Below are 22,402 nucleotides of genomic sequence, written 5' to 3'. Positions count from 1 at the left end.
GGGTACTGATTTTACAGCAGACCGCAACGTCGTTTGCTGCGCTCCTCCGCCTGTCGGTACAGGGCAAACTCATCCTCCACCGGGCAGCCCAGCGCCGTCTCAAAGGCTTCGCGGCTGGCATTTCCGTGGCTGCGCGCCTGCGTTTCGTTGCCCAGATTAGACTGAAAAATGCCCGCCGCGCTGACCGGTAAAAAATCTTCATAAATAATCGGCTGGGCGACCACCCACCCGCGCTCAATCAGCGGCTGCGGATCGTCCCCCGGGCGAAACGCCTGGCGATGCGCCTCGCCGGCGGGCGTCAGGCGGTAGCGAAACCAGGCCAACCCCTGCTGACGGAGCAGAAATTCGCTGTCGGGGAATTCGCGGAATACCTCCTGCAGATGCAGCTGATGGCTGAGATTGTCCTTTCCTGTCCCTGCCGCCTGCAGCAGTCGGTCGTACAGTGCGCGTCCTTTTGGCGTTAGCGCAATGCCGCGTTGCTCAATTTCGCCAAAGCGGGCGCTGTGGGTGCCTTTATGCTCACCGGCGAACATCACCGGCTCCTCAAGCGCCTTAAAGCTGGTCTGCCGCAGGAGGATCGGGACCTCCCGGCGCGGTGGCCCTTCAATCAGCGCTTTGGGTTCAATACCACACTCGGGCATCAGGGCCTGGGCGCGGTCAATATCCAGCGTCCGCGGCGTGAGGTGATTGATATGGCATCCCGGAAAGCAGACCACATCGGCAATCAGGCGGTGCTCGCGATGCAGAGCATGGTAGGTCTCCTCATCGACGGTGGCATGCCGGTGCCAGCGGAAGGTCTCCAGCGCCTCCTGCACAAACTCGCGCGCGTCGGCAGAGGTGAATTCGCCCTCAGCTTCATACTGCGCAATCAGCGCCAGACAGCGGGGGGTAAAGATTTTGCGCCGGGCAAGGATGGCCTCGGCCAGCTCGCGCAGGGCGCGATTTTCAATCAGCTCCAGGCGCAGCAGGGAGGTGAAAACCCGAAACGGATTGCGCGCCAGCGCGGCATCGTCGATGGGACGAAAGGCCGTGGAATGGACCGGCACGCCGGCCTGTGAGAGATCGTAATAGCTGACGGGATACATCCCCATGATGGCAAACATGCGACGCAGCGTCGCCAGTTCCTCCGCTGTGCCCACGCGGATTGCGCCGTGGCGCTCCACGTTTAAGCGCGCCAGCTCGTCGGCATTGGCCAGTTGTTCATGCAGCTGCGGATTATTTTCCAGTACCGCGAGATTGACGTCAGCCACCAGCTCCAGCAGCGTCCCGTATTGCGGAACTTCCTGCTGGTACATAGCCGACATGGCCTGCGAAAACTGCTCCCGAATCTCATCAGCCGTGATGGTGTTCGCCATGATGTGTTACCTCCAGTGAATACTTCCTGGAGTGTAGGAAAGCTGCCTCCTGGCGGGGGGAAGAATTTACAAACTGTGATGGCGATAACCTGCTTCCGCTAGCAGTCATTGCACAAAACATAACCCAAGGTTATGAAAAACACCCGGTAATTTCACTTTAAATTAACAATACATTTACACACACTGTTTCTGGCGACATTACAACAACATGCCCCTCTACCGTCTACACGGAGTACCCGATGAACGACAAATGGTCCCCGCGCGAGGTTATCCATCGCGATTACAGTAGCCACCCGCCCGCTTACGCGCCGGGCTATAAAACCAGCGTCCTGCGCTCACCGAAGAATGCCCTGATCTCCCTGCAGAACTCATTGTCAGAGATCACCGGGCCGGTCTTTAGCCGTGACGATCTGGGCCCTCTGGATAACGATCTTATCCTTAATTACGCCAAAGAAGGCCTGCCGATTGGCGAGCGGATCATTGTGCACGGTTACGTGCGCGATGGTTTTGGCCGACCGATGAAAAACACCCTGGTGGAAGTCTGGCAGGCCAATGCCGGCGGCCGCTACCGACATAAAAAAGATCAGTATCTGGCCCCGATTGACCCGAACTTCGGCGGCTGCGGCCGGGTGCTGACCGATGAAAACGGCTATTACTGTTTTCGCACTATCAAGCCCGGCCCCTACCCGTGGCGTAACCAGGCCAGCGACTGGCGTCCGGCGCATATTCATTTCTCGCTCTCGGGTGACGCCTGGGCGCAGCGCCTGATCACTCAGATGTATTTCGAAGGCGACCCGCTGATCAAACAGTGCCCGATCGTCCGAACCATTAATAATGACGACGCCGTGCGCACGCTGATCGCCGAGCTGGACATGCACGCCGCCGTACCGCTGGATTGTCTGGCCTACCGCTTTGACCTTGTTCTGCGCGGCCATCGCGCCACGCTGTTTGAAAATCGCACTCAGGGGGCCGCCCGATGAAAGAGTATCTGCCTGAAACCGCCTCGCAGACGGCGGGACCCTATGTTCATATCGGTCTGGCGCCTGACGCCGCGGGCTTTCATATTTTTGAGAAAAACTTTGGCCCGGTCCTCACCACCGCGGATACCACCGGGGAGCGGATCACCATTGAAGGCCGGGTTATCGACGGCTCCGGAACACCGGTCCGTGATGTGCTGCTGGAGATCTGGCAGGCCAACGCCGCAGGACGCTATAACCATCCTGATGACCGTCAGCAACAGAAAGCCGTCGACCCGGCCTTCCGCGGCTGGGGGCGTACCTGCTCAGATTTCACCTCCGGCGTCTGGCGCTTTGACACCATTAAGCCGGGCCCGGTTGTCGGCCGCGATGGCCGCCTGATGGCGCCGCACGTCAACCTGTGGGTGGTCGCGCGGGGGATCAACATTGGCCTGAACACGCGGATGTATTTCGCCGATGAACATGAGGCCAACGCCAGCGACCCGGTGCTGAATCTGATCGAGTGGGAAGTGAGACGCAAAACCTTAATCGCCGAACGCGAGGTTCGTGGTTCGGAAGTGGTCTATCGCTTCGATATTTATCTGCAGGGCGAAAACGAAACCGTCTTTTTCGATATCTAGCGGCCACGCCGATAAACGCCTTCCCCTCGTCCTGCGGGGGGAAGGCGTTTTAAACCGTGGGGAAAGATCTTGTAATGTAATCAGGTCAAATGTTAATAATATTTTGCTATCTGGTTATCAAATTTAAACAAGGCCGCTTGTCTCTTTCACCGCTGTGTTTTTAACATCATCTACTATGGAAAAAAATGGTCTCTTCAGTCAGCGCATTCGCTTGCGCCATCTACACACCTTCGTGGCCGTCGCTCAACAGGGAACGCTGGGGCGCGCGGCTGAAACTTTAAATCTGAGCCAGCCTGCACTCTCGAAAACGCTTAACGAGCTTGAACAGCTAACCGGTACCCGGCTGTTCGAGCGTGGCCGCCTGGGGGCGCAACTCACCCTGGTCGGCGAACAGTTTCTGACTCATGCCGTTAAGGTACTTGATGCCCTTAACTCAGCGGGTCAGGCGCTGAACCGTAAAGAGGGGCTGAATAACGACATTGTGCGTATCGGCGCGCTGCCTACCGCCGCGCTGGGGATCCTGCCAACGGTGATCGGCCAGTTCCATAAGCAGCAAAAAGACATCACGCTGCAGGTCGCCACCATGAACAACACCATGCTGCTGGCGGGGTTAAAATCCGGGGAGATCGATATCGGTATCGGACGCATGTCCGACCCGGATCTGATGAGTGGACTCAACTATGAACTGCTGTTCCTCGAATCCCTGAAACTGGTGGTTCGCCCGGGACACCCCCTGCTTCAGGAGACCGTGACCCTGAGCCGGGTAATGGAGTGGCCCGTCGTCGTTTCGCCGAAGGGCACCGTACCGCGGCAAAACGCCGAAACGCTGCTCCAGAGCCAGGGCTGTAAAATGCCCGCGGGCTGTATCGAGACCCTCTCGGCTTCGCTGTCACGCCAGCTGACGGTCGATTTTGACTATGTGTGGTTCGTACCTTCCGGGGCGGTGAAAGACGATCTTCGCCGGGGTGTGCTGAGCGCCCTGCCGATTGCCACCCAGGGCGCCGGAGAGCCCATCGGCATTCTGACCCGCGTCGATGCGACGCTCACGCCAGGTACGCAAACCTTGCTCAGCGCCATCCGCAAGTCAATGCCTGCCTGACCCCGCTTTCTCCCCGGTAGCCCTGCCGGGGAGCCTACGTACGTCGATGTGGTGCGACGGACGGCGCAACACATTTAGCAAAATAATCATTTAGTGCGAAATCATTCATTAACAATTGCGTAAATTTCTTTAACAGATCTATCATATCGCGATTTCACCAAATGGTTCATTTGAAATCACATCAAGCAATAAACCTGCGTTTATGAAGGTGCAAACCTCTTCATTCAAAAATAAAACAGAAAACACCTGTTTCATTTGGTTCATGATGAAGTGGCGGGAGTGGTTAAGGAGATTACATGGCAACTGGCAACGCGCCGCGCGGATTCCCCCGGATCCTGCAGTGGCTTCTCGCCGGACTGATGCTCATCATCGGTCTGGCTATGGGTATTCTTGGGGCAAAACTGGCCCTCGTCGGCGGTACACTGTACTTCGCGCTGATGGGCGTGGTCATGGTCATCGCGGCGGTGTTGATTTTCCGCAACCGCCGCGGCGGTATTCTGTTATACGCCGTGGCGTTTATCGCCTCGGTGATCTGGGCGATTAGTGACGCTGGCTGGAGCTACTGGCCGCTCTTCTCGCGCCTGTTTGCGCTCGGCGTCCTGGCCTTCCTTGCCGCCCTGGTCTGGCCTTTCCTCGCCAGCCCACCGGCAAAAAAAGGCCCGGCATATGGCGTCGCCGCCGTTCTCGCCGTGGCGCTGGCGGTGAGCTTTGGCTGGATGTTCAAATCCGAACCACTGGTTAGCGCCACTGAAGCGGTGCCAGTGAAGCCCGTCGCGCCGGGCGAACAGCAGAAAAACTGGGCGCACTGGGGTAACACCACCCACGGCGACCGTTTCGCCGCGCTGGACCAAATCAACAAACACAACGTCAACCAGCTGCAGGTGGCCTGGGTGGCACATACTGGCGATATCCCGCAGAGCAATGGCTCCGGGGCGGAAGATCAAAACACCCCGCTGCAGATTGGCGATACTCTGTACGTCTGCACCCCTTACAGCAAAGTGCTGGCGCTGGATGTGGACAGCGGAAAAGAGAAATGGCGCTATGACTCCAAATCCTCTTCGCCCAACTGGCAGCGCTGCCGCGGCTTAGGCTATTACGAAGAGAGCCAGGCGCAAACCGCGCCAGCGTCAGGCACGCAGCCTGCCGCCTGTTCCCGTCGTCTGTTCCTGCCGACGATCGACGCCCGCCTGATCGCCATTGATGCCGATACCGGCAAACTGTGCGAAAGCTTCGGCGATGGCGGTATTGTCGACCTCAGCGTCGGCATGGGTGAAGTGAAAGCGGGCTACTATCAGCAGACCTCCACCCCGCTGGTAGCGGGCAATGTGGTAGTGGTGGGCGGCCGCGTCGCGGATAACTACTCCACCGGCGAACCGCCGGGCGTGGTCCGCGCGTTTGACGTCCACACCGGCAAACTGGCGTGGGCGTGGGATCCCGGCAATCCAGCGCTGACCGGTGTTCCGCCGGAAGGCCAGACCTATACGCGCGGTACGCCAAACGTCTGGTCGGCGATGTCCTACGACGCGAAGCTGAATCTGATCTATCTGCCAACCGGCAACGCCACGCCAGATTTCTTTGGCGGCGAGCGTACCGCGCTGGACGATAAATACAGCTCCTCTATCGTGGCTGTGGATGCCACCACCGGCCAGGTGCGCTGGCACTTCCAGACCACGCACCACGACCTGTGGGACTTTGACCTGCCGTCTCAGCCGCTGCTGTACGACCTGCCTGACGGCAAGGGCGGTACCACCCCGGTGCTGGTGCAGACCAGCAAGCAGGGCATGATCTTTATGCTCAACCGCGAGACCGGCGAGCCGGTGGCCAAAGTGGAAGAGCGTCCGGTACCGGCGGGCAACGTCAAAGGTGAACGCTACTCTCCGACGCAACCTTACTCGGTAGGGATGCCGATGATCGGCAACCAGACGTTGACCGAATCCGACATGTGGGGAGCGACACCGATCGACCTGCTGCTGTGCCGTATTCAGTTCAAAGAGATGCGCCATCAGGGCGTCTTTACCCCGCCAGGTGAAGACCGTTCCCTGCAGTTCCCGGGCTCGCTCGGCGGCATGAACTGGGGCAGCGTTTCGGTGGATCCGAACAACAGCCTGATGTTCGTCAACGATATGCGTCTGGGTCTCGCAAACTATATGGTGCCGCGCGCGAAGGTGGCGAAAGACGCCAGCGGGATCGAGATGGGCATCGTGCCGATGGAAGGTACGCCGTTTGGCGCCATGCGCGAACGTTTCCTGTCGCCGCTGGGCATTCCGTGCCAGAAACCGCCGTTCGGCACCATGTCCGCGGTGGATCTGAAAACCGGCAAACTGGTGTGGCAGGTACCGGTTGGCACCGTAGAAGATACCGGGCCGCTGGGGATCCGGATGCACATGCCCATTCCGATCGGCATGCCGACCCTTGGCGCGTCGCTGTCCACGCAGTCCGGACTGCTGTTCTTCGCCGGTACCCAGGATTTTTACCTGCGCGCCTTTGATACCGCGAACGGGAAAGAGATCTGGAAATCGCGTCTGCCGGTCGGTAGCCAGTCCGGCCCGATGACCTACGTCTCACCGAAAACCGGTAAGCAGTACATTATTATCAATGCTGGCGGCGCCCGTCAGTCACCGGATCGCGGCGATTACATCATTGCCTACGCGCTCCCGGATCATCACTGAACGACCTAAGCAAAAGGGCCCATCCGGGCCCTTTTTTTATCGGTGACGATACGCCATCAGCGTTAGCGATTACTGGTCGCCAAAGTGGATCACGGTGCGAATCGATTTGCCTTCATGCATCAGATCAAAGGCCTCGTTAATCTGCTCCAGCGGCAGGCGATGGGTAATAAACGGGTCGAGGCGAATTTTACCAGCCATGGCGTCCTCCACCATTCCCGGCAGCTGGCTGCGCCCTTTCACGCCGCCGAAGGCGGAACCGCGCCACACGCGGCCGGTTACCAGCTGGAACGGACGGGTCTTGATCTCCTGGCCCGCACCGGCTACGCCGATGATCACGCTCTCACCCCAGCCTTTATGGCAGCACTCCAGCGCCGCGCGCATCACGTTGACATTGCCGATGCACTCGAAGCTGAAATCCACCCCGCCGTCGGTCAGTTCGACAATCACATCCTGAATCGGCTTATCGTAGTCGTTCGGGTTGATAAAGTCGGTTGCGCCCATCTCTTTGGCGAGGGTGAACTTATCCGGGTTGGTATCGACCGCCAGAATCCGTCCGGCCTGCGCCTGCACCGCGCCCTGGATCACCGCGAGACCAATGCCGCCCAGACCAAAGACCGCGACGCTATCCCCGGGCTTGACCTTCGCCGTGTTGTGCACTGCGCCGATACCGGTGGTGACACCGCAGCCCAGCAGGCACACTTTATCCAGCGGCGCCTGCGGATTGACTTTCGCCAGCGAGATCTCGGCGCAAACCGTATATTCGCTGAAGGTGCTGGTGCCCATATAGTGATAAATCGGTTCGCCGTTATAGGAGAATCGGGTGGTGCCGTCCGGCATCAACCCTTTGCCCTGGGTGGCGCGCACCGCCTGACAGAGATTGGTTTTACCCGACTTACAGAACTTGCACTCGCCGCATTCGGCGGTATACAGCGGGATCACGTGGTCGCCCGGCTTAAGGCTGGTGACGCCCTCGCCCACTTCCACGACAATCCCGCCGCCTTCATGGCCCAGTACCGCCGGGAAAACACCCTCTGGATCGTCGCCGGAGAGGGTAAAGGCATCGGTGTGACACACGCCGGTGTGGGTGATTTTCACCAGAACTTCGCCTTTCTTCGGCGGCGCGACGTCAATCTCAACGATTTTTAACGGCTGGCCAGGACCAAAGGCAACTGCTGCGCGTGATTTCATAACTGTCTCTTCCTCGTCGTGATGTTATTTTAAATAGGATCGTAGCAAATGACCGACCTCTGCCATTCTCGCGGCCCGCTGGTCCGGGGTGGTCTCGCCGCTAACCAGCTCGTCCTGCAGGTGGATCTCCACCATTTCGCCCATCAGGCCATTTGCCGCACCGCGAATCGAGGCAATCTGCTGCAGGATTGTCATGCAGGGTTCGCCGGACTCCAGCGCGCGCTCGAGGGCCTCGACCTGGCCGCGGATGCGGCGTACGCGACTGAGCGCCCGTTTTTTATCTTCAGGTGAATGTGGCACGATTACGCCTCCGTATCATATAGGGGGGTATACTATACTTTATTACCCATAAAGGCAAAAAAAACCCCGTCGCGGGACGGGGTCAGGCAAAAAGGGTAACGATCATTTAGCGCTTACGAGGCATCATCCGCAGCAGGGTATTATCTTTCCACCAGTAATGATGGACCAGCGCGGCAAGGGCATGCAGGCCAATGACGAAGTACCCGGCGTTGGCTAACCATTCATGGATCGCCTTCAGGGTATCCACCCGCTCAAAATCGCTCTGTGGGGCATACGGCATGGTCAGGCCAAAGGCGTACCAGGGATTTCCGCGCCAGTACATCATCACCATCCCGATCAGCGGCAAGGCAATAAATAGCAGATAGATAACCAGATGGCCGAGATGAGCAAAACCGGTCATCATCGGCGACGGTTTCGGCACGATCGGCGGCGCTGGCGACTTCAGCCGCACCAGCAAACGCGCCACCATCAGCGCGCAGATGGTGATCCCGCAGGAGACATGAATCATATTAATCAGCGGCCGGTCACTACGGGGAAAAAATCCACGTAGCTCCATTGCCGCATAAGCCACCACCACCAGCAAAAAGACCAACCAGTGAATACCGATCTGCAGGCCCGAATATTTATCGCGCATGGAATTTCCTTAATGGAAAGAGTGATATCGCCAACATAGCGGCCTTCTCTTAAATTTTCATTAACCTTTACGTTGAATTAACAATTGATTACCGCATTGCGCCGATCCGCTCCCGACCCGGGAAGGCGCAGCATGCCTCGACGTGCTGAAGCGAACAGGCAACCGGCAGTCGGTACGCTATTACAAAATTAAACAGTTTTGTCACCTTCCCCTGTCCTGTCCTTCTCTATAGTAGAGAGCATCTGTCGAGCCACGTTGCGCATGGAGATGAGAATGAAGAAAATCGGCTTAACGCTATTGTTGCTGGCGTCGCTGGCTGTCCCGGCTTTCGCTGCGGACTGCCAGCCTAACGGCATTGGCGGATCATTTTGCATAAACGATGATGGCACCACCACCGACACGGTACCGAATGAAGTGAATGGTATGGATACTTACTCAAACAATGGCGGGTATACCAGCTCCCTGCCCGATCAGTCGGGGGCCGATGAAGCGCTGGAAGGCTCGACGATGTCGACGCAGCAGGATACGGTCGCCAGCAGCGGCCAGGGCGATAGCGCACTGGCTGGCCGCGACTGGCATGCACCCTCCAATCTCAATGATGGCGCCGCCACCTCCAGCATGAGTCTGCTGGATAAACCCTGAGATCGGATGCTAAGCGAGGCTCCAGCCTGCGGCGCCGATAGCGACGGCGAACAGCAGGCAGGCCAGCGCCGTTTTGCGTAACAGCATGGTATAGAATGAAATCGCAACGCCAATAAAGACCACAATCAGAATCGGCCACATGCTTAATAGCAGCAGCAGAAAACCCTCAATATTGTTATGGATTACGCTCTCCACATCCGCATCCTTGCCTCATCGTCGATAAAGTAAGCAGAATTTAATATGTAACATGAATACATTCAAATAAAATATAAATGCAAATGATTATGCACAGCATTCTGCGGCGGACGGTGGCTCGCCTGTCGCGGCGTCCTGGGGGTGCCATCAGGAGCCGCCACGAAAAGAGACGTCAGGATGGTTCCAGGACCACTTAGTGGTACGCTCGTACTCTTGCTGGGATCGCGCTCCCCTTCAGACCTTCATTCGCCGCTGATATCCGACACTACGCGCCGGCGATGGCAGTCGCCTGGTTGCAGTTTCTCCCCCTGAGCGGAACGCACATCCAGATACTGAAGCGGCTGACCGTGTTCGTTATCCAGCAGGACAGAATAGGTTTCCCCTTTATCAAACATATAACGCTCTCCCCATTGCCGCATCGCCACAACAATGGGAAACACAGACCTCCCCTTTTCAGTCAGGACGTATTCCTTGTAGGCGCTGCCATCCGATGCCGGTAAAATCGCGAAAATACCGATATCGACCAGGTGCTTCAGCCGCGAGGCAAGGATATTTTTGGCCAGCCCTAGATTCTTTTGAAACTCGCTGAATCGCCGCACATCGTCAAATGCCTCGCGAATAATCATCAGGCACCAGCGTTCTCCAATTGATTCCAGCGTTCTTGCCACCGGACATTCACTGGTTCTGAGTGATTCCTGTTTCGCCATCTGCGTGCTCTCCGTCTATCAGTCTGCTGTTGCCAGCTTAATCTCCCCTCGTAGCAGTTGCAAAAGAAAACCACTATGGCTAGTTTTATAAGCATACTAGTTTTAAAAAGCAACCAGAGTGCAGGCCTCTTATGAAATGCAAGGCAAGTTTGTGTACCGAGCACGAGATCCCGACCGCGTCCGCCCCTGTCACGATGCTGACCGCGGGGATAACGACGCTGTTTTCATTGACCTGCGCGCTGGCGGTAGCCAACGTTTATTCAGCTCAGCCTTTACTCGACTCGATGGCGGTCAGCCTGAAAGTGTCGCCCGGTATGATTGGCAGCGTCGTCACGGCAACGCAGGCGGGCTATGCCATTGGTTTGCTGTTCCTGGTTCCGCTCGGGGACGGGTTGAACCGTAAATACGTGGTGTTGACTCAGCTGTTGCTGTCAGTGGCGGCGTTAGTCGTGGCAGGGTTATCCCCTAATATCGCGATCCTGCTGGGGGCCATGCTGATCGTCGGGCTGATGGCCGTGGTGGTGCAGTTGATGGTGGCGTGGGTGGCGATACTGGCGACGCCGCAGAAACGAGGCCAGGCGGTAGGTACCCTGACCAGCGGCATTGTTTCAGGCATTCTGTTATCTCGTTTTATATCAGGGGCGATCGCTGATATCGCCGGCTGGCGAGCCGTTTATCTCACGGCTGCCTGTCTGATGTTGTTGATTGCCGGCGTCGTCTGGAAAGTCATGCCTTCGCCCCCGCCGCAGCCGCAAAAGCCCACTTATCTATCCTTACTGAAGTCAGTTTTTCAGCTGTACCTCACTGAACCGCAACTGAGAAAGCGCGGGATCCTGGCGCTACTGATCTTCGCCGCTTTCAGCATGCTGTGGACGACCATGGTCATGCCGCTCACCGCTCTTTCCCTGTCGCACACCCAGACAGGGATGTTTGGCTTAGCCGGCATCGCTGGCGTGCTGGCCGCCTCAAGGGCGGGCAGATGGGCTGACCAGGGATGGGCGCAGCGCACGACCGGCCTGGCGCTGGCGCTGCTGGCGCTCTCCTGGCTACCTATCGCCTTTGCCGAAACTTCTCTGCTCTGGCTGATAGCGGGCGTTATCGCACTGGACTTTGCGGTGCAGGCCGTTCATGTCACCAACCAGAGTCTGATTATTGCCGCCAGGCCTGCAGCGGCAAGCCGCCTGGTTGGGGCTTACATGTGTTTTTATTCGCTGGGCAGCGCGGCAGGTGCTATCGTCGCCACCCAGCTCTATTCTCACTGGGGATGGCAGGCGGTTTGCCTTGCCGGCGCCGCGGTCAGCGCCTGTGCTTTTCTGGTCTGGTCAGGATCGCGTCAATCATGAACGTCGTGCTCGCTGTAAAATGGCGCAGCGAAAAAGAGCGGAAAAGTGACCAGAGAAGCCCCAGCTGTTTGTATCGAATGGATTTTTTCAATGCTTTTAAACAGTTATGTACATGTTGTATAATGACGTGCACTTTAACTAAAAAAAGAGTGCGACCATGATTGATTCTTCATTGCCATTAACCGACATTCACCGCCACCTTGACGGTAACATCCGGGCCCAAACCATCCTCGATCTTGGCCGCGAGTTTAATATTGCCCTTCCCGCTTCCACCCTCGACACGCTGCGTCCCCACGTCCAGGTCACCAGCCTTGAGCCCGATCTGGTCAGTTTTCTCGCCAAGCTCGACTGGGGGGTAAAAGTCCTTGCCTCACTGGAAGCCTGCCGTCGCGTGGCATACGAGAACGTCGAAGACGCCGCGCGCAATGGCCTGCACTACGTTGAGCTGCGCTTCTCTCCCCGCTATATGGCGATGACCCACCAGCTTCCTGTCGACGGCGTAGTAGAGGCAGTGATCGCGGGCGTACGTGAAGGCAGCCGCGATTTTCAGGTCGACGCCCGCCTGATCGGCATTCTGAGCCGCACCTTCGGTGAAGCGGCCTGTCAGGAAGAGCTGGCGGCGCTGCTCGCTCACCGCGAGGGCATCACCGCGCTGGATCTGGCCGGTGATGAGCTGGGCTTCCCGGGCACGCTGTTCCTCAACCATTTTAATCAGGCCCGCGACGCTGGCTGGCATATTACCGTCCACGCTGGCGAAGCGGCCGGACCGGAAAGTATCTGGCAGGCCATCCGCGAGCTGGGCGCGGAGCGCATCGGTCATGGGGTCAAAGCGGTAGAGGATCCGGCCCTGATGGACTACCTGGCCGAACATCAGATCGGCATTGAATCGTGCCTGACCTCGAATGTGCAAACCAGCACCGTGGCTTCGCTGGCCCAGCATCCGCTGAAGCAGTTCCTTGAGCACGGCGTGCTGGCGAGCCTCAACACTGACGATCCGGCGGTGCAGGGCGTCGATATCATTCACGAGTACACCGTGGCGGCGCCGGCGGCGGGCCTGAGCCGGGAGCAGATCCGTCAGGCACAGATCAACGGTCTGACCCAGGCGTTTCTGAGCGAACAGGAAAAAGCCGCTCTCATTCAGCGGGTGGCGAAAGGTTGATCACCGGCCCGGCGGCAGCGCTGCCGGGCTCCCCCTCACACCAGGCTGAGCGTGGCGCGATGTCTGGCTGACTCGATACCCAGCTCAATCAACGTCATGATCTGAATCGCCTCGCTGGCCGGGACCGGGTTTTCTCCCTCCCCGTTAAGCGCGTCGCGAATGGCGGCATAGTAGGCGGGATAGTTGCCCGGCAGCGTCAGCCATGTCTCCTCGCTTCGTTCGTCGCCTTCGGCGCGGGTCAGAGTACCGTCGCGCATATCATACCCCCAGTCCTCCTGCGGCAGTCGTTCACCGTTTTTTAGCCGTTCCTCCTGAGGATCAAGGCCGAACTTAATATAGCTGGCCCGCGAGCCGTGGACGATAAAGCGCGCGCTCTCCGCCGCAGCGAGCAATGTGCCATGCAGCACCACCCGCCGCTGGGGATAGGCCAGCACGGCGTGAAAATAGTCGGTGGATTGCGCGCCGGGGCGAAGTTGAGCGAGATCGACTGTGATACTCACCGGCAGGCCAAAGAGCACCACCGCTTGATCAAGCAGATGTGGCCCCAGATCGTACCAAATGCCACTTCCGGGCCCCCCCTGCTCATGCCAGCGCTGACGCACCTGGGGGCGGAAGCGATCGAAATGCGACTCAAAGTAACACACTTCCCCCAGCTGACCTTCGTTAATTAACGCCCTGACGGTTAAGAAGTCACTGTCCCAGCGGCGGTTATGAAACACCGACAGCACCCGGCCGCAATGCTTCGCCAGACTCTCCAGCTCGCGTGCTTGTGACAGTGTCACGGTAAAGGGTTTATCCACCACCACATGTTTGCCCGCTTCCAGCGCCGCTTTCGCCAGCGGGAAGTGGGTATCGTTCGGGGTGGCGATGACCACCAGATCAATATCAGGATCGTTGAGCAAGTCTTTTGCCGCACTCACCACCCTGACCCCCGGCCAGTCGGCATGGACTTTGCCGGCCTCGCTGCTGGAGACCCTCGTCAGCGCCATGCCCGGCGTGCCGCCGATCAGCGGCGCGTGAAACGTTTTGCTGGCGTAACCGTAGCCTATCAGCCCTACCCGGATCGCGTCACTCATGTTACCGCCTCACTTATTCAGCTAATGTCAATATCGCGTAGATGAGAATAATCTTACAAACAATGAGCAAAATTTATCATTTGATTCACAGCTGTTTTTCCGCATGCGTGCAAAATCAGACAGATACCCCTTGTGATCTGCTGACCATGGAGTAACATTTCCCACTGTGTTCAAAGGATACTGAAGTGTTATGACGACTGTTTTTACCCGTATTGTAGAACTTATTGGCTGGATTGTTTTTGGGATTTCCGCACTGCTTTTGGTTATCGCCCACCATATTGATAACTACCAGTCGCCACCGCCAGCGGATGCGGTGCAGACAAAGTAGCCCCGCCGTGAAACAGTGACCCGCCTCGCAACTGTGCAACCGGTTTCAGAAACCGGTTGCACAGCTATCCTTGCTTTGATTACACTCCCTCTATCATCAGACTGGGAGCTTTTTCATGGCCGCTTTTCCGCACAATTTTTTATGGGGTGCCGCTACCGCAGCGTATCAGGTTGAAGGTGGGCACGACGCAGACGGTAAAGGACCGTCAATCTGGGACATCTACTCTCACCTGCCGGGTACCACCTTTGAAGGCACCACCGGCGATGTCGCGGTCGACCACTATCACCGTTTTCGCGAAGACGTTGCGTTAATGGCCGAAATGGGCCTGCAAAGTTATCGATTCTCCATCTCCTGGCCCCGGCTGCTGCCCGCTGGGCGCGGCGAAGTGAATGAAGCCGGCGTACAGTTTTACAGCGATCTGATCGACGAACTGCTGGCGCACAATATTGAGCCGATGATCACCCTCTATCACTGGGACCTGCCGCAGGCCCTGCAGGATGAGGGTGGCTGGGAAGCACGCACTACCGCCGAGGCCTTCGCCGAGTACGCCCGCCTGTGCTATGCGCGCTTTGGTTCACGGGTGAAGCTGTGGGCGACCTTTAACGAAACCATCGTGTTCATTGGCCACGGCTACATTAACGGTCTGCATCCCCCGGCGGTGCGCGATCCGGCGCGTGCCATTCAGGCCTGTCATCACGTGTTTATCGCCCATGCGCTGGCGGTCAAGGCATTCCGCGAGATGAACGTGGCGGGCGAGATTGGCTTCGTCAATGTGCTACAGCCGCATACTCCGCTCACCGACAGTGAGGCGGACAAAAAAGCCACCGAACTGGCTGACGCCATCCACACCCACTGGCTTTACGACCCGGTACTGAAAGGCACCTATCCTGCCGCCCTGCTGGCGCAGACCCAGGCTCTGTGGGGGGTACCACGCTTTGCCCCGGACGATGACACACTACTGCGCGAGAATCGCTGTGACTTTATCGGGCTGAATTACTATCGCCGGGAAACGGTGTCCGCCCAGCCGTCCAACATCCCCACCGGTGGCGAACCTGGCGTGGAGGGGTTGTTCTATTTCGTGCGTAATCCGCAGAGCACCTATACCGAATGGGGATGGGAAATCTGGCCGCAGGGGCTGACGGACGGCATTATGATGATCAAGGAACGCTATGGCGATATCCCGATCTATATCACCGAAAATGGCCTGGGAGCGAAAGACCCGATAATTGCCGGAGAAGTGGTCGACGATCCGCGAATCGACTACCTGAGCAGCCATATTGGCGCCCTGGAAAAGGCACTGGCGCTGGGGGCGGATGTGCGCGGCTATTATCCCTGGTCGTTTATCGATCTGCTGAGCTGGCTCAACGGATATCAAAAGCAGTACGGCTTTGTCTATGTCGATCACCAGCAAAATCTGGCACGCAAACGAAAGAAGAGTTTTTATTGGTACAAATCTGTTATTGCCAGTCACGGCGAACAGCGTTAATCTTCTCTTGCGGGCGCCATTCGGCGCCCGGTCTGGTTTTAGAATATTCTTAAACTTCTCCCTGCTCTTCAAGGTCGGCTCTCGCCCCTTGTCATGGGTTTATATAACCTGAATCATTCCACCCGGCCCCATTCAGAAGGCGCCGTTGGTTGAGAGTAGGTTTAGTGAATGCTGATAATATTCAACATAATTATTCCGATTATAAAATGGATACGAAAATGACCGTTCTGGACTATTTATTAAAATTCCGCAAAATCAGTTCGCTCGAAAGTCTTGAAAAACTATTTGATCACCTTAACTACTCCCTGACCGACACCGAAGAGATCGTGAATATGTATCGTGCGGCCGACCACCGCCGGGCAGAGCTGGTCTCCGGTGGTAAATTGTTCGATGTGGGCCAGGTGCCTAAATCCGTTTGGCGATTCGTGCAGTAAGGCTGTCATCCTTCACGCCAGTTGCTTATACTTCCCGGCCTGATTTTCATTACTGGCGTTGAATAGGGGAGTAACATGACGTCTCAATCTGCAGAACGCATTGGCGGATGGCTGCTGGCACCGCTGGCCTGGTTGCTGGTGGCGCTACTGAGCGCCTCCTTATCGCTGCTGTTTTTTGCTAATGCTCTCATGTCGACGCAGACGTATGCCCTGCTCCGCGCCATGAGCACCGGACATCTGGCGCTGTGGCTCGCTTCGCTGCTGTTTGCCGTCGCCATGTGGTATTACACGCTCTGGCTGACCATCGCGTTCTTTAAGCGACGCTCGCTGGTCCCTAAGCACTATATTATCTGGCTGCTCATCACCCTGCTGCTGGCGATAAAGGCATTTGCCTTCTCTCCCGTCTCGGATGTCCTTGCTTTGCGCCAGCTGCTGTTTCCACTCTTGGCTGCCGCGCTCCTGGCGCCCTATTTTCGCCGTTCCCAGCGGGTAAAGCGGACCTTTGTTCATCCGTAATAACCCCACACTTAACCTGTTGTCGCCGGTATCGTTTTATTCGATAATAAGCGGCTTTTTTTCGTTTCAGGTCGCATGATGGCTGATTATTTACTGCTCTTTATTGGTACAGTCCTGGTCAATAACTTCGTTCTGGTGAAGTTTCTTGGTCTGTGCCCGTTTATGGGGGTTTCCAAAAAGCTGGAAACCGCAATGGGGATGGGGCTTGCCACGACCTTCGTGATGACGCTGGCCTCTATTTGCGCCTGGCTGATTGATACCTGGATCCTTATCCCCTTAAATCTGGTCTATTTACGCACGCTGGCCTTTATTCTGGTCATCGCCGTGGTGGTTCAGTTCACTGAAATGGTCGTGCGTAAAACCAGCCCGGCGCTCTATCGCCTGCTGGGTATCTTTCTGCCGCTGATCACCACCAACTGTGCCGTACTCGGGGTGGCGCTGCTGAATATTAATCTGGGGCACAATTTCCTGCAGTCCGCGCTGTACGGCTTTGCCGCCGCCGTCGGTTTCTCGCTGGTGATGGTGCTGTTCGCGGCGATCCGCGAACGCCTGGTGGTGGCCGATGTGCCCGCGCCGTTTCGCGGTAATGCCATCGCATTGATTACCGCCGGTTTAATGTCTCTGGCCTTTATGGGCTTTAGTGGTTTGGTGAAGTTGTAATGAGCGCAGTCTGGATAGCCGTGATCGCCATCAGCCTGTTAGGGCTGATTTTCGGCTTAATACTGGGGTATGCCTCCCGCCGTTTCGCGGTGCAGGACGACCCGGTGGTGGAAAAAATTGATGAACTGTTGCCGCAGAGCCAGTGCGGGCAGTGCGGCTACCCCGGCTGTCGTCCCTATGCGGAAGCTGTTGGTGCCCAGGGTGAAAAAATTAACCGCTGTGCGCCGGGTGGCGAAGCCGTAATGTTAAAAATCGCCGCCTTACTGAACGTCGACCCGCAGCCGGTCGATGGCGATGAACAGGAGGCGGAGCCAGTTCGTATGCTCGCGGTAATCGACGAGCCGAACTGCATTGGCTGCACCAAATGCATCCAGGCGTGTCCGGTAGATGCGATTGTCGGGGCAACCCGCGCCATGCATACCGTGATGAACGACCTGTGCACCGGTTGTAATCTGTGCGTAGCCCCCTGCCCGACCCAGTGCATTTCGCTCGTTCCGGTGGCGACCACCCCGGAAACCTGGAAATGGGATCTCCATGCGATCCCGGTGCGCAATATTCCTGTGGAACAACATGTTTAAGTTATTTTCCGCTTTCCGAAAAGATAAAGTCTGGGATTTTAACGGCGGTATTCATCCGCCCGAAATGAAAACCCAGTCTAACGGTACCCCACTGCGCCAGGTGTCCCTGCCGCAGCGCCTTATCATTCCGCTCAAGCAGCATATTGGCGCCGAAGGCGAACTGTGCGTCAAGGTGGGCGATCGGGTGCTGCGCGGCCAACCGTTGACCCGCGGATGGGGAAGAATGCTGCCCGTACACGCCCCGACCTCCGGTACCGTTACCGCCATCGCCCCGCACACCACCGCTCATCCTTCGGGGCTGGCGGAGATGAGCGTGATCATTGACGCCGACGGCGAAGACCGCTGGATTGAGCGCGATGGCTGGAGTGATTATCAGGTCCGCACGCGCGAAGCGCTTATCGAACGCATTCATCAGTTTGGCGTCGCAGGCCTCGGCGGCGCCGGTTTCCCCACCGGCAGCAAACTGCGCGGCGGCGGCGATAAAATTAAGACGCTGATTATTAACGCCGCCGAATGCGAACCCTATATCACGGCGGACGACCGCCTGATGCAGGACTGCGCCGCGCAGATTGTCGACGGGATCCGCATCCTCGCGCATATTCTGCAGCCTGACGAAGTGCTGATCGGCATTGAAGACAATAAACCGCAGGCCATTTCGATGCTGCGGGCGGTGCTCTGCGACGCCCATGGCATCTCGCTGCGCGTGATCCCCACTAAATACCCCTCCGGTGGGGCCAAGCAGCTTACCCAAATTCTCACCGGCAAGCAGGTGCCTCATGGCGGTCGTTCGTCGGATATTGGCGTGCTGATGCAGAACGTGGGGACGGCCTATGCGATAAAACGCGCGGTGATTGACGGCGAGCCGTTAACGGAGCGCGTGGTCACCCTGACCGGCGAGGCGGTCTCGCGGCCGGGCAACGTCTGGGCGCGCCTTGGTACCCCGGTACGCCATCTGCTTAACGACGCCGGCTTCTGCGCCAGCGCCGAGCCAATGGTGATCATGGGCGGCCCGCTGATGGGCTTTACCCTGCCGGGGCTGGATGTCCCGGTGGTGAAGATCACCAACTGCCTGCTGGCGCCTTCCGCCAGCGAGATGGGCGAGCCGCAGGAAGAGAAAGGCTGCATTCGCTGCAGCGCCTGCGCCGACGCCTGTCCGGCCGATCTGCTGCCGCAGCAGCTGTACTGGTTCAGCAAAGGCCAGCAGCACGATAAAGCCACCGCGCACAATCTGGCGGACTGCATAGAATGCGGCGCCTGCGCGTGGGTTTGCCCAAGCAATATTCCGCTGGTGCAGTACTTCCGTCAGGAGAAAGCGGAGATCAGCGCGATTCGCCAGGAAGAGCAGCGCGCCGCAGAAGCTAAAGCGCGATTCGAAGCCCGACAGGCGCGCCTGGAGCGTGAAAAAGCCGCCCGCGCCGAACGGCATAAAAAAGCTGCCGTTCAGCCTGCCGCCAAAGATCAGGATGCGATTAACGCCGCCCTCGCCCGGGTACGCGACAAACAGCGTGATGCCGCGCAACCGATCGTGATTCAGTCTGGCGCCAAACCGGATAACAGCGAGGCGATCGCTGCACGCGAAGCGCGGAAGGCCGAAGCCCGGGCACGCAAGGCACAGCAGCAGGCCGCGTCGGTGGAAGCCCCGGTCGCCGAGCCGGTCGACCCGCGTAAAGCCGCGGTGGAAGCCGCTATCGCCCGCGCCAAAGCGCGTAAAGCCGAACAGCAGGTCGCGCCGGTGGAAGCCCCGGTAGCCGAGCCGGTCGACCCGCGTAAAGCCGCGGTGGAAGCCGCCATCGCCCGTGCCAAAGCGCGTAAAGCCGAACAGCAGGCTGCGCCGGTGGAAGCCCCGGTAGCCGAGCCGGTCGACCCGCGTAAAGCCGCGGTGGAAGCCGCCATCGCCCGCGCCAAAGCGCGCAAAGCCGAACAACAGGCCGCACAACCGGATCTCGCGTCAGCCGCAGCCAATGACGACCCACGCAAAGCGGCCGTCGCCGCGGCTATCGCCCGCGTTCAGGCGCGTAAAGCAACACAGCAGGCAGTTAACGAGGAATAAATGGTTTTCAGAATCGCAAGCTCCCCCTATACCCATAACCAGCGGCAGACCTCGCGTATTATGCTGCTGGTGCTGCTCGCCGCCGTGCCTGGCATTGTGGTCCAGACCTGGTTTTTCGGCTGGGGTACCGTACTGCAGATTGTCCTCGCCGCATTGACGGCCTGGGCAACGGAAGCCGCTATTCTCAAACTGCGCAAACAGCATATTGTGGCGACCCTGAAGGACAACTCCGCCCTGCTCACTGGCCTGTTGCTGGCGGTGAGTATTCCACCGCTGGCCCCCTGGTGGATGGTGGTGCTCGGCACTGCCTTTGCCGTGGTGATCGCCAAGCAGCTGTACGGTGGATTAGGCCATAACCCCTTCAACCCGGCGATGATCGGCTACGTCGTGCTGTTGATTTCATTCCCGGTACAGATGACCTCCTGGCTGCCTTCATATGAAATTGCCGCCCAGGTTCCGGCGTTCAGCGATGTGCTGCAGATGATCTTCACCGGGCATACCGCCGCCGGGGGCGACATGGCCAGCCTGCGACTGGGTATCGACGGCATCAGCCAGGCCACCCCGCTGGATACCTTTAAAACCTCTCTGCATGCCGGGCATAGCGTCCAGCAGGTGCTGCAATTGCCGGTTTACGGTGGCGTACTGGCGGGCCTCGGCTGGCAGTGGGTGAATATCGCCTGGCTGGCGGGCGGTCTGTTCCTGCTGTGGCAGAAAGCGATCCGCTGGCATATTCCGGTCAGCTTTCTCGTTAGCCTTGGGCTGTGTGCCACCCTCGGCTGGTTATTCTCGCCGCAAAGCCTGGCGTCGCCGCAGATGCATTTGTTCTCTGGCGCCACCATGCTCGGTGCTTTCTTTATTCTGACCGACCCGGTGACGGCTTCAACAACCAACCGCGGCCGCCTGATCTTCGGCGCCCTCGCCGGCCTGCTGGTGTGGCTTATTCGCAGCTTCGGCGGTTACCCGGATGGCGTGGCATTTGCCGTTCTGCTGGCGAATATTACCGTGCCGCTGATCGATTATTACACGCGCCCGCGCGTGTACGGCCACCGTTGAGAGAGCGATGATGTTAAAAACGATGCGAAAACACGGCGTAACGCTGGCGCTGTTTGCCGCCGGATCCACCGGGCTGACGGCGGCGATCAATGAACTGACGAAAAGCACTATCGATCAGCAGGCGGCCCTGCAGCAGAAAGCGTTATTTGATCAGGTCTTACCCGCCGACCGCTATAATAACGATCTGCTCAAGAGCTGCTATCTGGTCAGCGCCCCGGCGCTGGGCAAAGGCCAGCATAAAGTGTGGATAGCCAAAAATAACGACCAGCCGATCGGCGCGGTGATGGAAGCCACCGCGCCGGATGGCTATTCCGGGGCAATACAGCTGTTGGTTGCTGCCGATTTTAGCGGCACGGTCCTCGGCACCCGCGTGACCGAGCATCATGAAACGCCGGGCCTGGGCGATAAAATCGAGCTTCGCCTGTCGGACTGGATCACCCATTTTGCCGGGAAAGTCATCCACGGTCAGGGCGACAGCCATTGGGCGGTCAAAAAAGATGGCGGCGATTTTGACCAGTTCACCGGCGCCACCATCACCCCCCGGGCGGTGGTCAATGCCGTTAAGCGCGCAGGCCTGTATGCACAAACGCTGCCTGCGCAACTTCCTGAATTCACCGCCTGTGGAGAATGACCATGAGCGAAGTTAAAGACGTCATCGTCCAGGGCCTGTGGAAAAATAACTCCGCCCTGGTTCAGCTGTTAGGGATGTGCCCTCTGCTGGCGGTCACCTCGACCGCCACCAACGCCCTCGGGCTGGGTCTGGCGACCACCCTGGTGCTAACCTTAACCAACCTGACCATCTCCAGCCTGCGCCGCTGGACGCCGGCGGAGATCCGGATCCCCATCTACGTGATGATCATCGCCTCGGTGGTGAGCGTCGTGCAGATGCTGATCAACGCCTATGCCTTCGGCCTCTATCAGTCGCTGGGGATTTTCATCCCGCTTATTGTGACCAACTGCATCGTGGTCGGCCGCGCCGAAGCCTTTGCCGCCAAAAAAGGGCCGGCGCTGTCAGCACTGGATGGCTTCTCTATCGGCATGGGCGCCACCTGCGCGATGTTTGTGTTGGGCTCCCTGCGCGAGATCCTTGGCAATGGCACCCTGTTTGACGGCGCCGACAGCCTGCTTGGTAGTTGGGCAAAGGTGCTGCGCATCGAGGTTTTCCATACGGATACCCCCTTCCTGCTGGCTATGCTGCCGCCAGGCGCCTTTATTGGCCTCGGCATGATGCTGGCGGTAAAATACCTCATCGATGAACGTAGCAAGCAGCGGAAGGCGCAAGCGGCCCGGGCCGTTTCTGTCGCCCCGTCTGACGTGACAGGGAAAGCGTAAC

Annotated in this window: 24 protein-coding genes; 17 read left to right on the top strand and 7 right to left on the bottom strand. The window is 58.2% G+C overall.

Annotation, left to right across the window (positions count from 1 at the left end; all coding sequences use genetic code 11):
* Positions 1 to 11: 11 nt before the first annotated feature.
* Positions 12 to 1,355: a 2-oxoadipate dioxygenase/decarboxylase HglS gene (hglS, locus tag AC3EMD_RS11690; RefSeq protein ID WP_038422647.1), complete on the bottom strand. Its 1,344-nt coding sequence runs from the start codon at positions 1,353 to 1,355 to the stop codon at positions 12 to 14.
* 239 nt (positions 1,356 to 1,594) lie between these two features.
* On the opposite strand from hglS, the gene pcaH reads away from it, so the two are divergent.
* From pcaH to AC3EMD_RS11670, 4 genes are all read left to right on the top strand, one after another.
* On the top strand, positions 1,595 to 2,335 hold the full coding sequence (gene pcaH / locus AC3EMD_RS11685) for a protocatechuate 3,4-dioxygenase subunit beta (RefSeq protein WP_004202816.1): 741 nt from the start codon (positions 1,595 to 1,597) through the stop codon (positions 2,333 to 2,335).
* Positions 2,332 to 2,952, top strand: a complete 621-nt coding sequence (gene pcaG / locus AC3EMD_RS11680; protein WP_101855770.1) for a protocatechuate 3,4-dioxygenase subunit alpha — start codon at positions 2,332 to 2,334, stop codon at positions 2,950 to 2,952. Before pcaH ends, pcaG begins: the two co-directional genes overlap by 4 nt.
* A gap of 175 nt (positions 2,953 to 3,127) precedes the next feature.
* A complete protein-coding gene (locus tag AC3EMD_RS11675) occupies positions 3,128 to 4,051 on the top strand; it encodes a LysR substrate-binding domain-containing protein (protein WP_012541541.1) in 924 nt (307 codons plus the stop codon).
* Positions 4,052 to 4,347: 296 nt separating this feature from the next.
* Complete coding sequence (locus AC3EMD_RS11670; RefSeq protein ID WP_302074095.1) at positions 4,348 to 6,720, top strand: membrane-bound PQQ-dependent dehydrogenase, glucose/quinate/shikimate family; 2,373 nt, start codon at positions 4,348 to 4,350, stop codon at positions 6,718 to 6,720.
* Positions 6,721 to 6,789: 69 nt separating this feature from the next.
* Here AC3EMD_RS11670 and AC3EMD_RS11665 read toward each other — a convergent pair whose 3' ends face one another.
* The 3 genes from AC3EMD_RS11665 to cybB all read right to left on the bottom strand — a co-directional run bounded on the left by AC3EMD_RS11665 (position 6,790) and on the right by cybB (position 8,842).
* Entirely contained in the window at positions 6,790 to 7,908 is a 1,119-nt protein-coding gene (locus AC3EMD_RS11665; RefSeq protein WP_008804656.1) for an S-(hydroxymethyl)glutathione dehydrogenase/class III alcohol dehydrogenase, read from the bottom strand.
* Between the two features lie 24 nt (positions 7,909 to 7,932).
* Positions 7,933 to 8,208: a metal/formaldehyde-sensitive transcriptional repressor gene (locus AC3EMD_RS11660; protein WP_004101746.1), complete on the bottom strand. Its 276-nt coding sequence runs from the start codon at positions 8,206 to 8,208 to the stop codon at positions 7,933 to 7,935.
* Positions 8,209 to 8,314: 106 nt separating this feature from the next.
* Complete coding sequence (cybB, locus tag AC3EMD_RS11655) at positions 8,315 to 8,842, bottom strand: cytochrome b561 (protein WP_008804655.1); 528 nt, start codon at positions 8,840 to 8,842, stop codon at positions 8,315 to 8,317.
* A gap of 273 nt (positions 8,843 to 9,115) precedes the next feature.
* Here cybB and AC3EMD_RS11650 point away from each other — a divergent pair, with 273 nt between their 5' ends.
* On the top strand, positions 9,116 to 9,484 hold the full coding sequence (locus tag AC3EMD_RS11650; RefSeq protein ID WP_008804654.1) for a hypothetical protein: 369 nt from the start codon (positions 9,116 to 9,118) through the stop codon (positions 9,482 to 9,484).
* Between the two features lie 9 nt (positions 9,485 to 9,493).
* Here the strand turns inward: AC3EMD_RS11650 and AC3EMD_RS11645 are convergent, their stop codons facing one another.
* A complete protein-coding gene (locus AC3EMD_RS11645; protein WP_008804653.1) occupies positions 9,494 to 9,679 on the bottom strand; it encodes a hypothetical protein in 186 nt (61 codons plus the stop codon).
* A gap of 242 nt (positions 9,680 to 9,921) precedes the next feature.
* A complete protein-coding gene (locus AC3EMD_RS11640; protein WP_064179785.1) occupies positions 9,922 to 10,386 on the bottom strand; it encodes a winged helix-turn-helix transcriptional regulator in 465 nt (154 codons plus the stop codon).
* A 194-nt stretch (positions 10,387 to 10,580) separates the two neighbouring features.
* On the opposite strand from AC3EMD_RS11640, the gene AC3EMD_RS11635 reads away from it, so the two are divergent.
* Positions 10,581 to 11,729: an MFS transporter gene (locus AC3EMD_RS11635; protein ID WP_032730522.1), complete on the top strand. Its 1,149-nt coding sequence runs from the start codon at positions 10,581 to 10,583 to the stop codon at positions 11,727 to 11,729.
* A 157-nt stretch (positions 11,730 to 11,886) separates the two neighbouring features.
* Positions 11,887 to 12,888, top strand: a complete 1,002-nt coding sequence (gene add / locus AC3EMD_RS11630; RefSeq protein WP_012968052.1) for an adenosine deaminase — start codon at positions 11,887 to 11,889, stop codon at positions 12,886 to 12,888.
* Between the two features lie 35 nt (positions 12,889 to 12,923).
* Here the strand turns inward: add and AC3EMD_RS11625 are convergent, their stop codons facing one another.
* Complete coding sequence (locus AC3EMD_RS11625) at positions 12,924 to 13,964, bottom strand: oxidoreductase (RefSeq protein WP_302074094.1); 1,041 nt, start codon at positions 13,962 to 13,964, stop codon at positions 12,924 to 12,926.
* Positions 13,965 to 14,154: 190 nt separating this feature from the next.
* Between AC3EMD_RS11625 and blr the strand changes: the two genes are divergently transcribed.
* The 10 genes from blr (at position 14,155) to AC3EMD_RS11575 (ending at position 22,401) form a co-directional block, all read left to right on the top strand.
* Complete coding sequence (gene blr / locus AC3EMD_RS11620) at positions 14,155 to 14,292, top strand: division septum protein Blr (protein ID WP_248178879.1); 138 nt, start codon at positions 14,155 to 14,157, stop codon at positions 14,290 to 14,292.
* Positions 14,293 to 14,407: 115 nt separating this feature from the next.
* Complete coding sequence (locus AC3EMD_RS11615) at positions 14,408 to 15,778, top strand: GH1 family beta-glucosidase (protein ID WP_046881360.1); 1,371 nt, start codon at positions 14,408 to 14,410, stop codon at positions 15,776 to 15,778.
* A 218-nt stretch (positions 15,779 to 15,996) separates the two neighbouring features.
* The gene (gene ydgT, locus AC3EMD_RS11610) at positions 15,997 to 16,212 is read left to right on the top strand and encodes a transcription modulator YdgT (RefSeq protein ID WP_004202843.1); all 216 of its coding nucleotides are present in this window, start codon (positions 15,997 to 15,999) and stop codon (positions 16,210 to 16,212) included.
* A gap of 75 nt (positions 16,213 to 16,287) precedes the next feature.
* Positions 16,288 to 16,728: a DUF2569 domain-containing protein gene (locus AC3EMD_RS11605; protein ID WP_008804647.1), complete on the top strand. Its 441-nt coding sequence runs from the start codon at positions 16,288 to 16,290 to the stop codon at positions 16,726 to 16,728.
* Between the two features lie 78 nt (positions 16,729 to 16,806).
* The gene (gene rsxA, locus AC3EMD_RS11600) at positions 16,807 to 17,388 is read left to right on the top strand and encodes an electron transport complex subunit RsxA (RefSeq protein WP_002907658.1); all 582 of its coding nucleotides are present in this window, start codon (positions 16,807 to 16,809) and stop codon (positions 17,386 to 17,388) included.
* Positions 17,388 to 17,966: an electron transport complex subunit RsxB gene (rsxB, locus tag AC3EMD_RS11595; protein ID WP_008804646.1), complete on the top strand. Its 579-nt coding sequence runs from the start codon at positions 17,388 to 17,390 to the stop codon at positions 17,964 to 17,966. Before rsxA ends, rsxB begins: the two co-directional genes overlap by 1 nt.
* The gene (rsxC, locus tag AC3EMD_RS11590; RefSeq protein ID WP_110191045.1) at positions 17,959 to 20,016 is read left to right on the top strand and encodes an electron transport complex subunit RsxC; all 2,058 of its coding nucleotides are present in this window, start codon (positions 17,959 to 17,961) and stop codon (positions 20,014 to 20,016) included. The genes rsxB and rsxC overlap by 8 nt, the downstream gene beginning before the upstream one ends.
* Entirely contained in the window at positions 20,017 to 21,069 is a 1,053-nt protein-coding gene (rsxD, locus tag AC3EMD_RS11585) for an electron transport complex subunit RsxD (RefSeq protein WP_012968049.1), read from the top strand.
* Between the two features lie 10 nt (positions 21,070 to 21,079).
* The gene (gene rsxG, locus AC3EMD_RS11580; RefSeq protein ID WP_032691405.1) at positions 21,080 to 21,700 is read left to right on the top strand and encodes an electron transport complex subunit RsxG; all 621 of its coding nucleotides are present in this window, start codon (positions 21,080 to 21,082) and stop codon (positions 21,698 to 21,700) included.
* Between the two features lie 2 nt (positions 21,701 to 21,702).
* Positions 21,703 to 22,401 (top strand): electron transport complex subunit E, encoded by a 699-nt coding sequence (locus AC3EMD_RS11575; protein ID WP_008804642.1) that lies wholly within the window; start codon positions 21,703 to 21,705, stop codon positions 22,399 to 22,401.
* Position 22,402: the final 1 nt, after the last annotated feature.

Source organism: Klebsiella sp. PK18, from assembly GCF_057784655.1.
The sequence above is the reverse complement of the archived record's forward strand: the minus strand, read 5'-3'. Positions and strand labels throughout refer to the sequence as shown.

What these genes read in the sequence shown, in the direction of transcription:
- hglS (WP_038422647.1), bottom strand. Translation starts at nt 1,355, where the DNA reads ATGGCGAACACCATCACGGCTGATGAGATTCGGGAGCAGTTTTCGCAG.
- pcaH (WP_004202816.1), top strand. Translation starts at nt 1,595, where the DNA reads ATGAACGACAAATGGTCCCCGCGCGAGGTTATCCATCGCGATTACAGT.
- pcaG (WP_101855770.1), top strand. Translation starts at nt 2,332, where the DNA reads ATGAAAGAGTATCTGCCTGAAACCGCCTCGCAGACGGCGGGACCCTAT.
- AC3EMD_RS11675 (WP_012541541.1), top strand. Translation starts at nt 3,128, where the DNA reads ATGGAAAAAAATGGTCTCTTCAGTCAGCGCATTCGCTTGCGCCATCTA.
- AC3EMD_RS11670 (WP_302074095.1), top strand. Translation starts at nt 4,348, where the DNA reads ATGGCAACTGGCAACGCGCCGCGCGGATTCCCCCGGATCCTGCAGTGG.
- AC3EMD_RS11665 (WP_008804656.1), bottom strand. Translation starts at nt 7,908, where the DNA reads ATGAAATCACGCGCAGCAGTTGCCTTTGGTCCTGGCCAGCCGTTAAAA.
- cybB (WP_008804655.1), bottom strand. Translation starts at nt 8,842, where the DNA reads ATGCGCGATAAATATTCGGGCCTGCAGATCGGTATTCACTGGTTGGTC.
- AC3EMD_RS11650 (WP_008804654.1), top strand. Translation starts at nt 9,116, where the DNA reads ATGAAGAAAATCGGCTTAACGCTATTGTTGCTGGCGTCGCTGGCTGTC.
- AC3EMD_RS11640 (WP_064179785.1), bottom strand. Translation starts at nt 10,386, where the DNA reads ATGGCGAAACAGGAATCACTCAGAACCAGTGAATGTCCGGTGGCAAGA.
- AC3EMD_RS11635 (WP_032730522.1), top strand. Translation starts at nt 10,581, where the DNA reads ATGCTGACCGCGGGGATAACGACGCTGTTTTCATTGACCTGCGCGCTG.
- add (WP_012968052.1), top strand. Translation starts at nt 11,887, where the DNA reads ATGATTGATTCTTCATTGCCATTAACCGACATTCACCGCCACCTTGAC.
- AC3EMD_RS11625 (WP_302074094.1), bottom strand. Translation starts at nt 13,964, where the DNA reads ATGAGTGACGCGATCCGGGTAGGGCTGATAGGCTACGGTTACGCCAGC.
- blr (WP_248178879.1), top strand. Translation starts at nt 14,155, where the DNA reads ATGACGACTGTTTTTACCCGTATTGTAGAACTTATTGGCTGGATTGTT.
- AC3EMD_RS11615 (WP_046881360.1), top strand. Translation starts at nt 14,408, where the DNA reads ATGGCCGCTTTTCCGCACAATTTTTTATGGGGTGCCGCTACCGCAGCG.
- ydgT (WP_004202843.1), top strand. Translation starts at nt 15,997, where the DNA reads ATGACCGTTCTGGACTATTTATTAAAATTCCGCAAAATCAGTTCGCTC.
- AC3EMD_RS11605 (WP_008804647.1), top strand. Translation starts at nt 16,288, where the DNA reads ATGACGTCTCAATCTGCAGAACGCATTGGCGGATGGCTGCTGGCACCG.
- rsxA (WP_002907658.1), top strand. Translation starts at nt 16,807, where the DNA reads ATGGCTGATTATTTACTGCTCTTTATTGGTACAGTCCTGGTCAATAAC.
- rsxB (WP_008804646.1), top strand. Translation starts at nt 17,388, where the DNA reads ATGAGCGCAGTCTGGATAGCCGTGATCGCCATCAGCCTGTTAGGGCTG.
- rsxC (WP_110191045.1), top strand. Translation starts at nt 17,959, where the DNA reads ATGTTTAAGTTATTTTCCGCTTTCCGAAAAGATAAAGTCTGGGATTTT.
- rsxD (WP_012968049.1), top strand. Translation starts at nt 20,017, where the DNA reads ATGGTTTTCAGAATCGCAAGCTCCCCCTATACCCATAACCAGCGGCAG.
- rsxG (WP_032691405.1), top strand. Translation starts at nt 21,080, where the DNA reads ATGTTAAAAACGATGCGAAAACACGGCGTAACGCTGGCGCTGTTTGCC.
- AC3EMD_RS11575 (WP_008804642.1), top strand. Translation starts at nt 21,703, where the DNA reads ATGAGCGAAGTTAAAGACGTCATCGTCCAGGGCCTGTGGAAAAATAAC.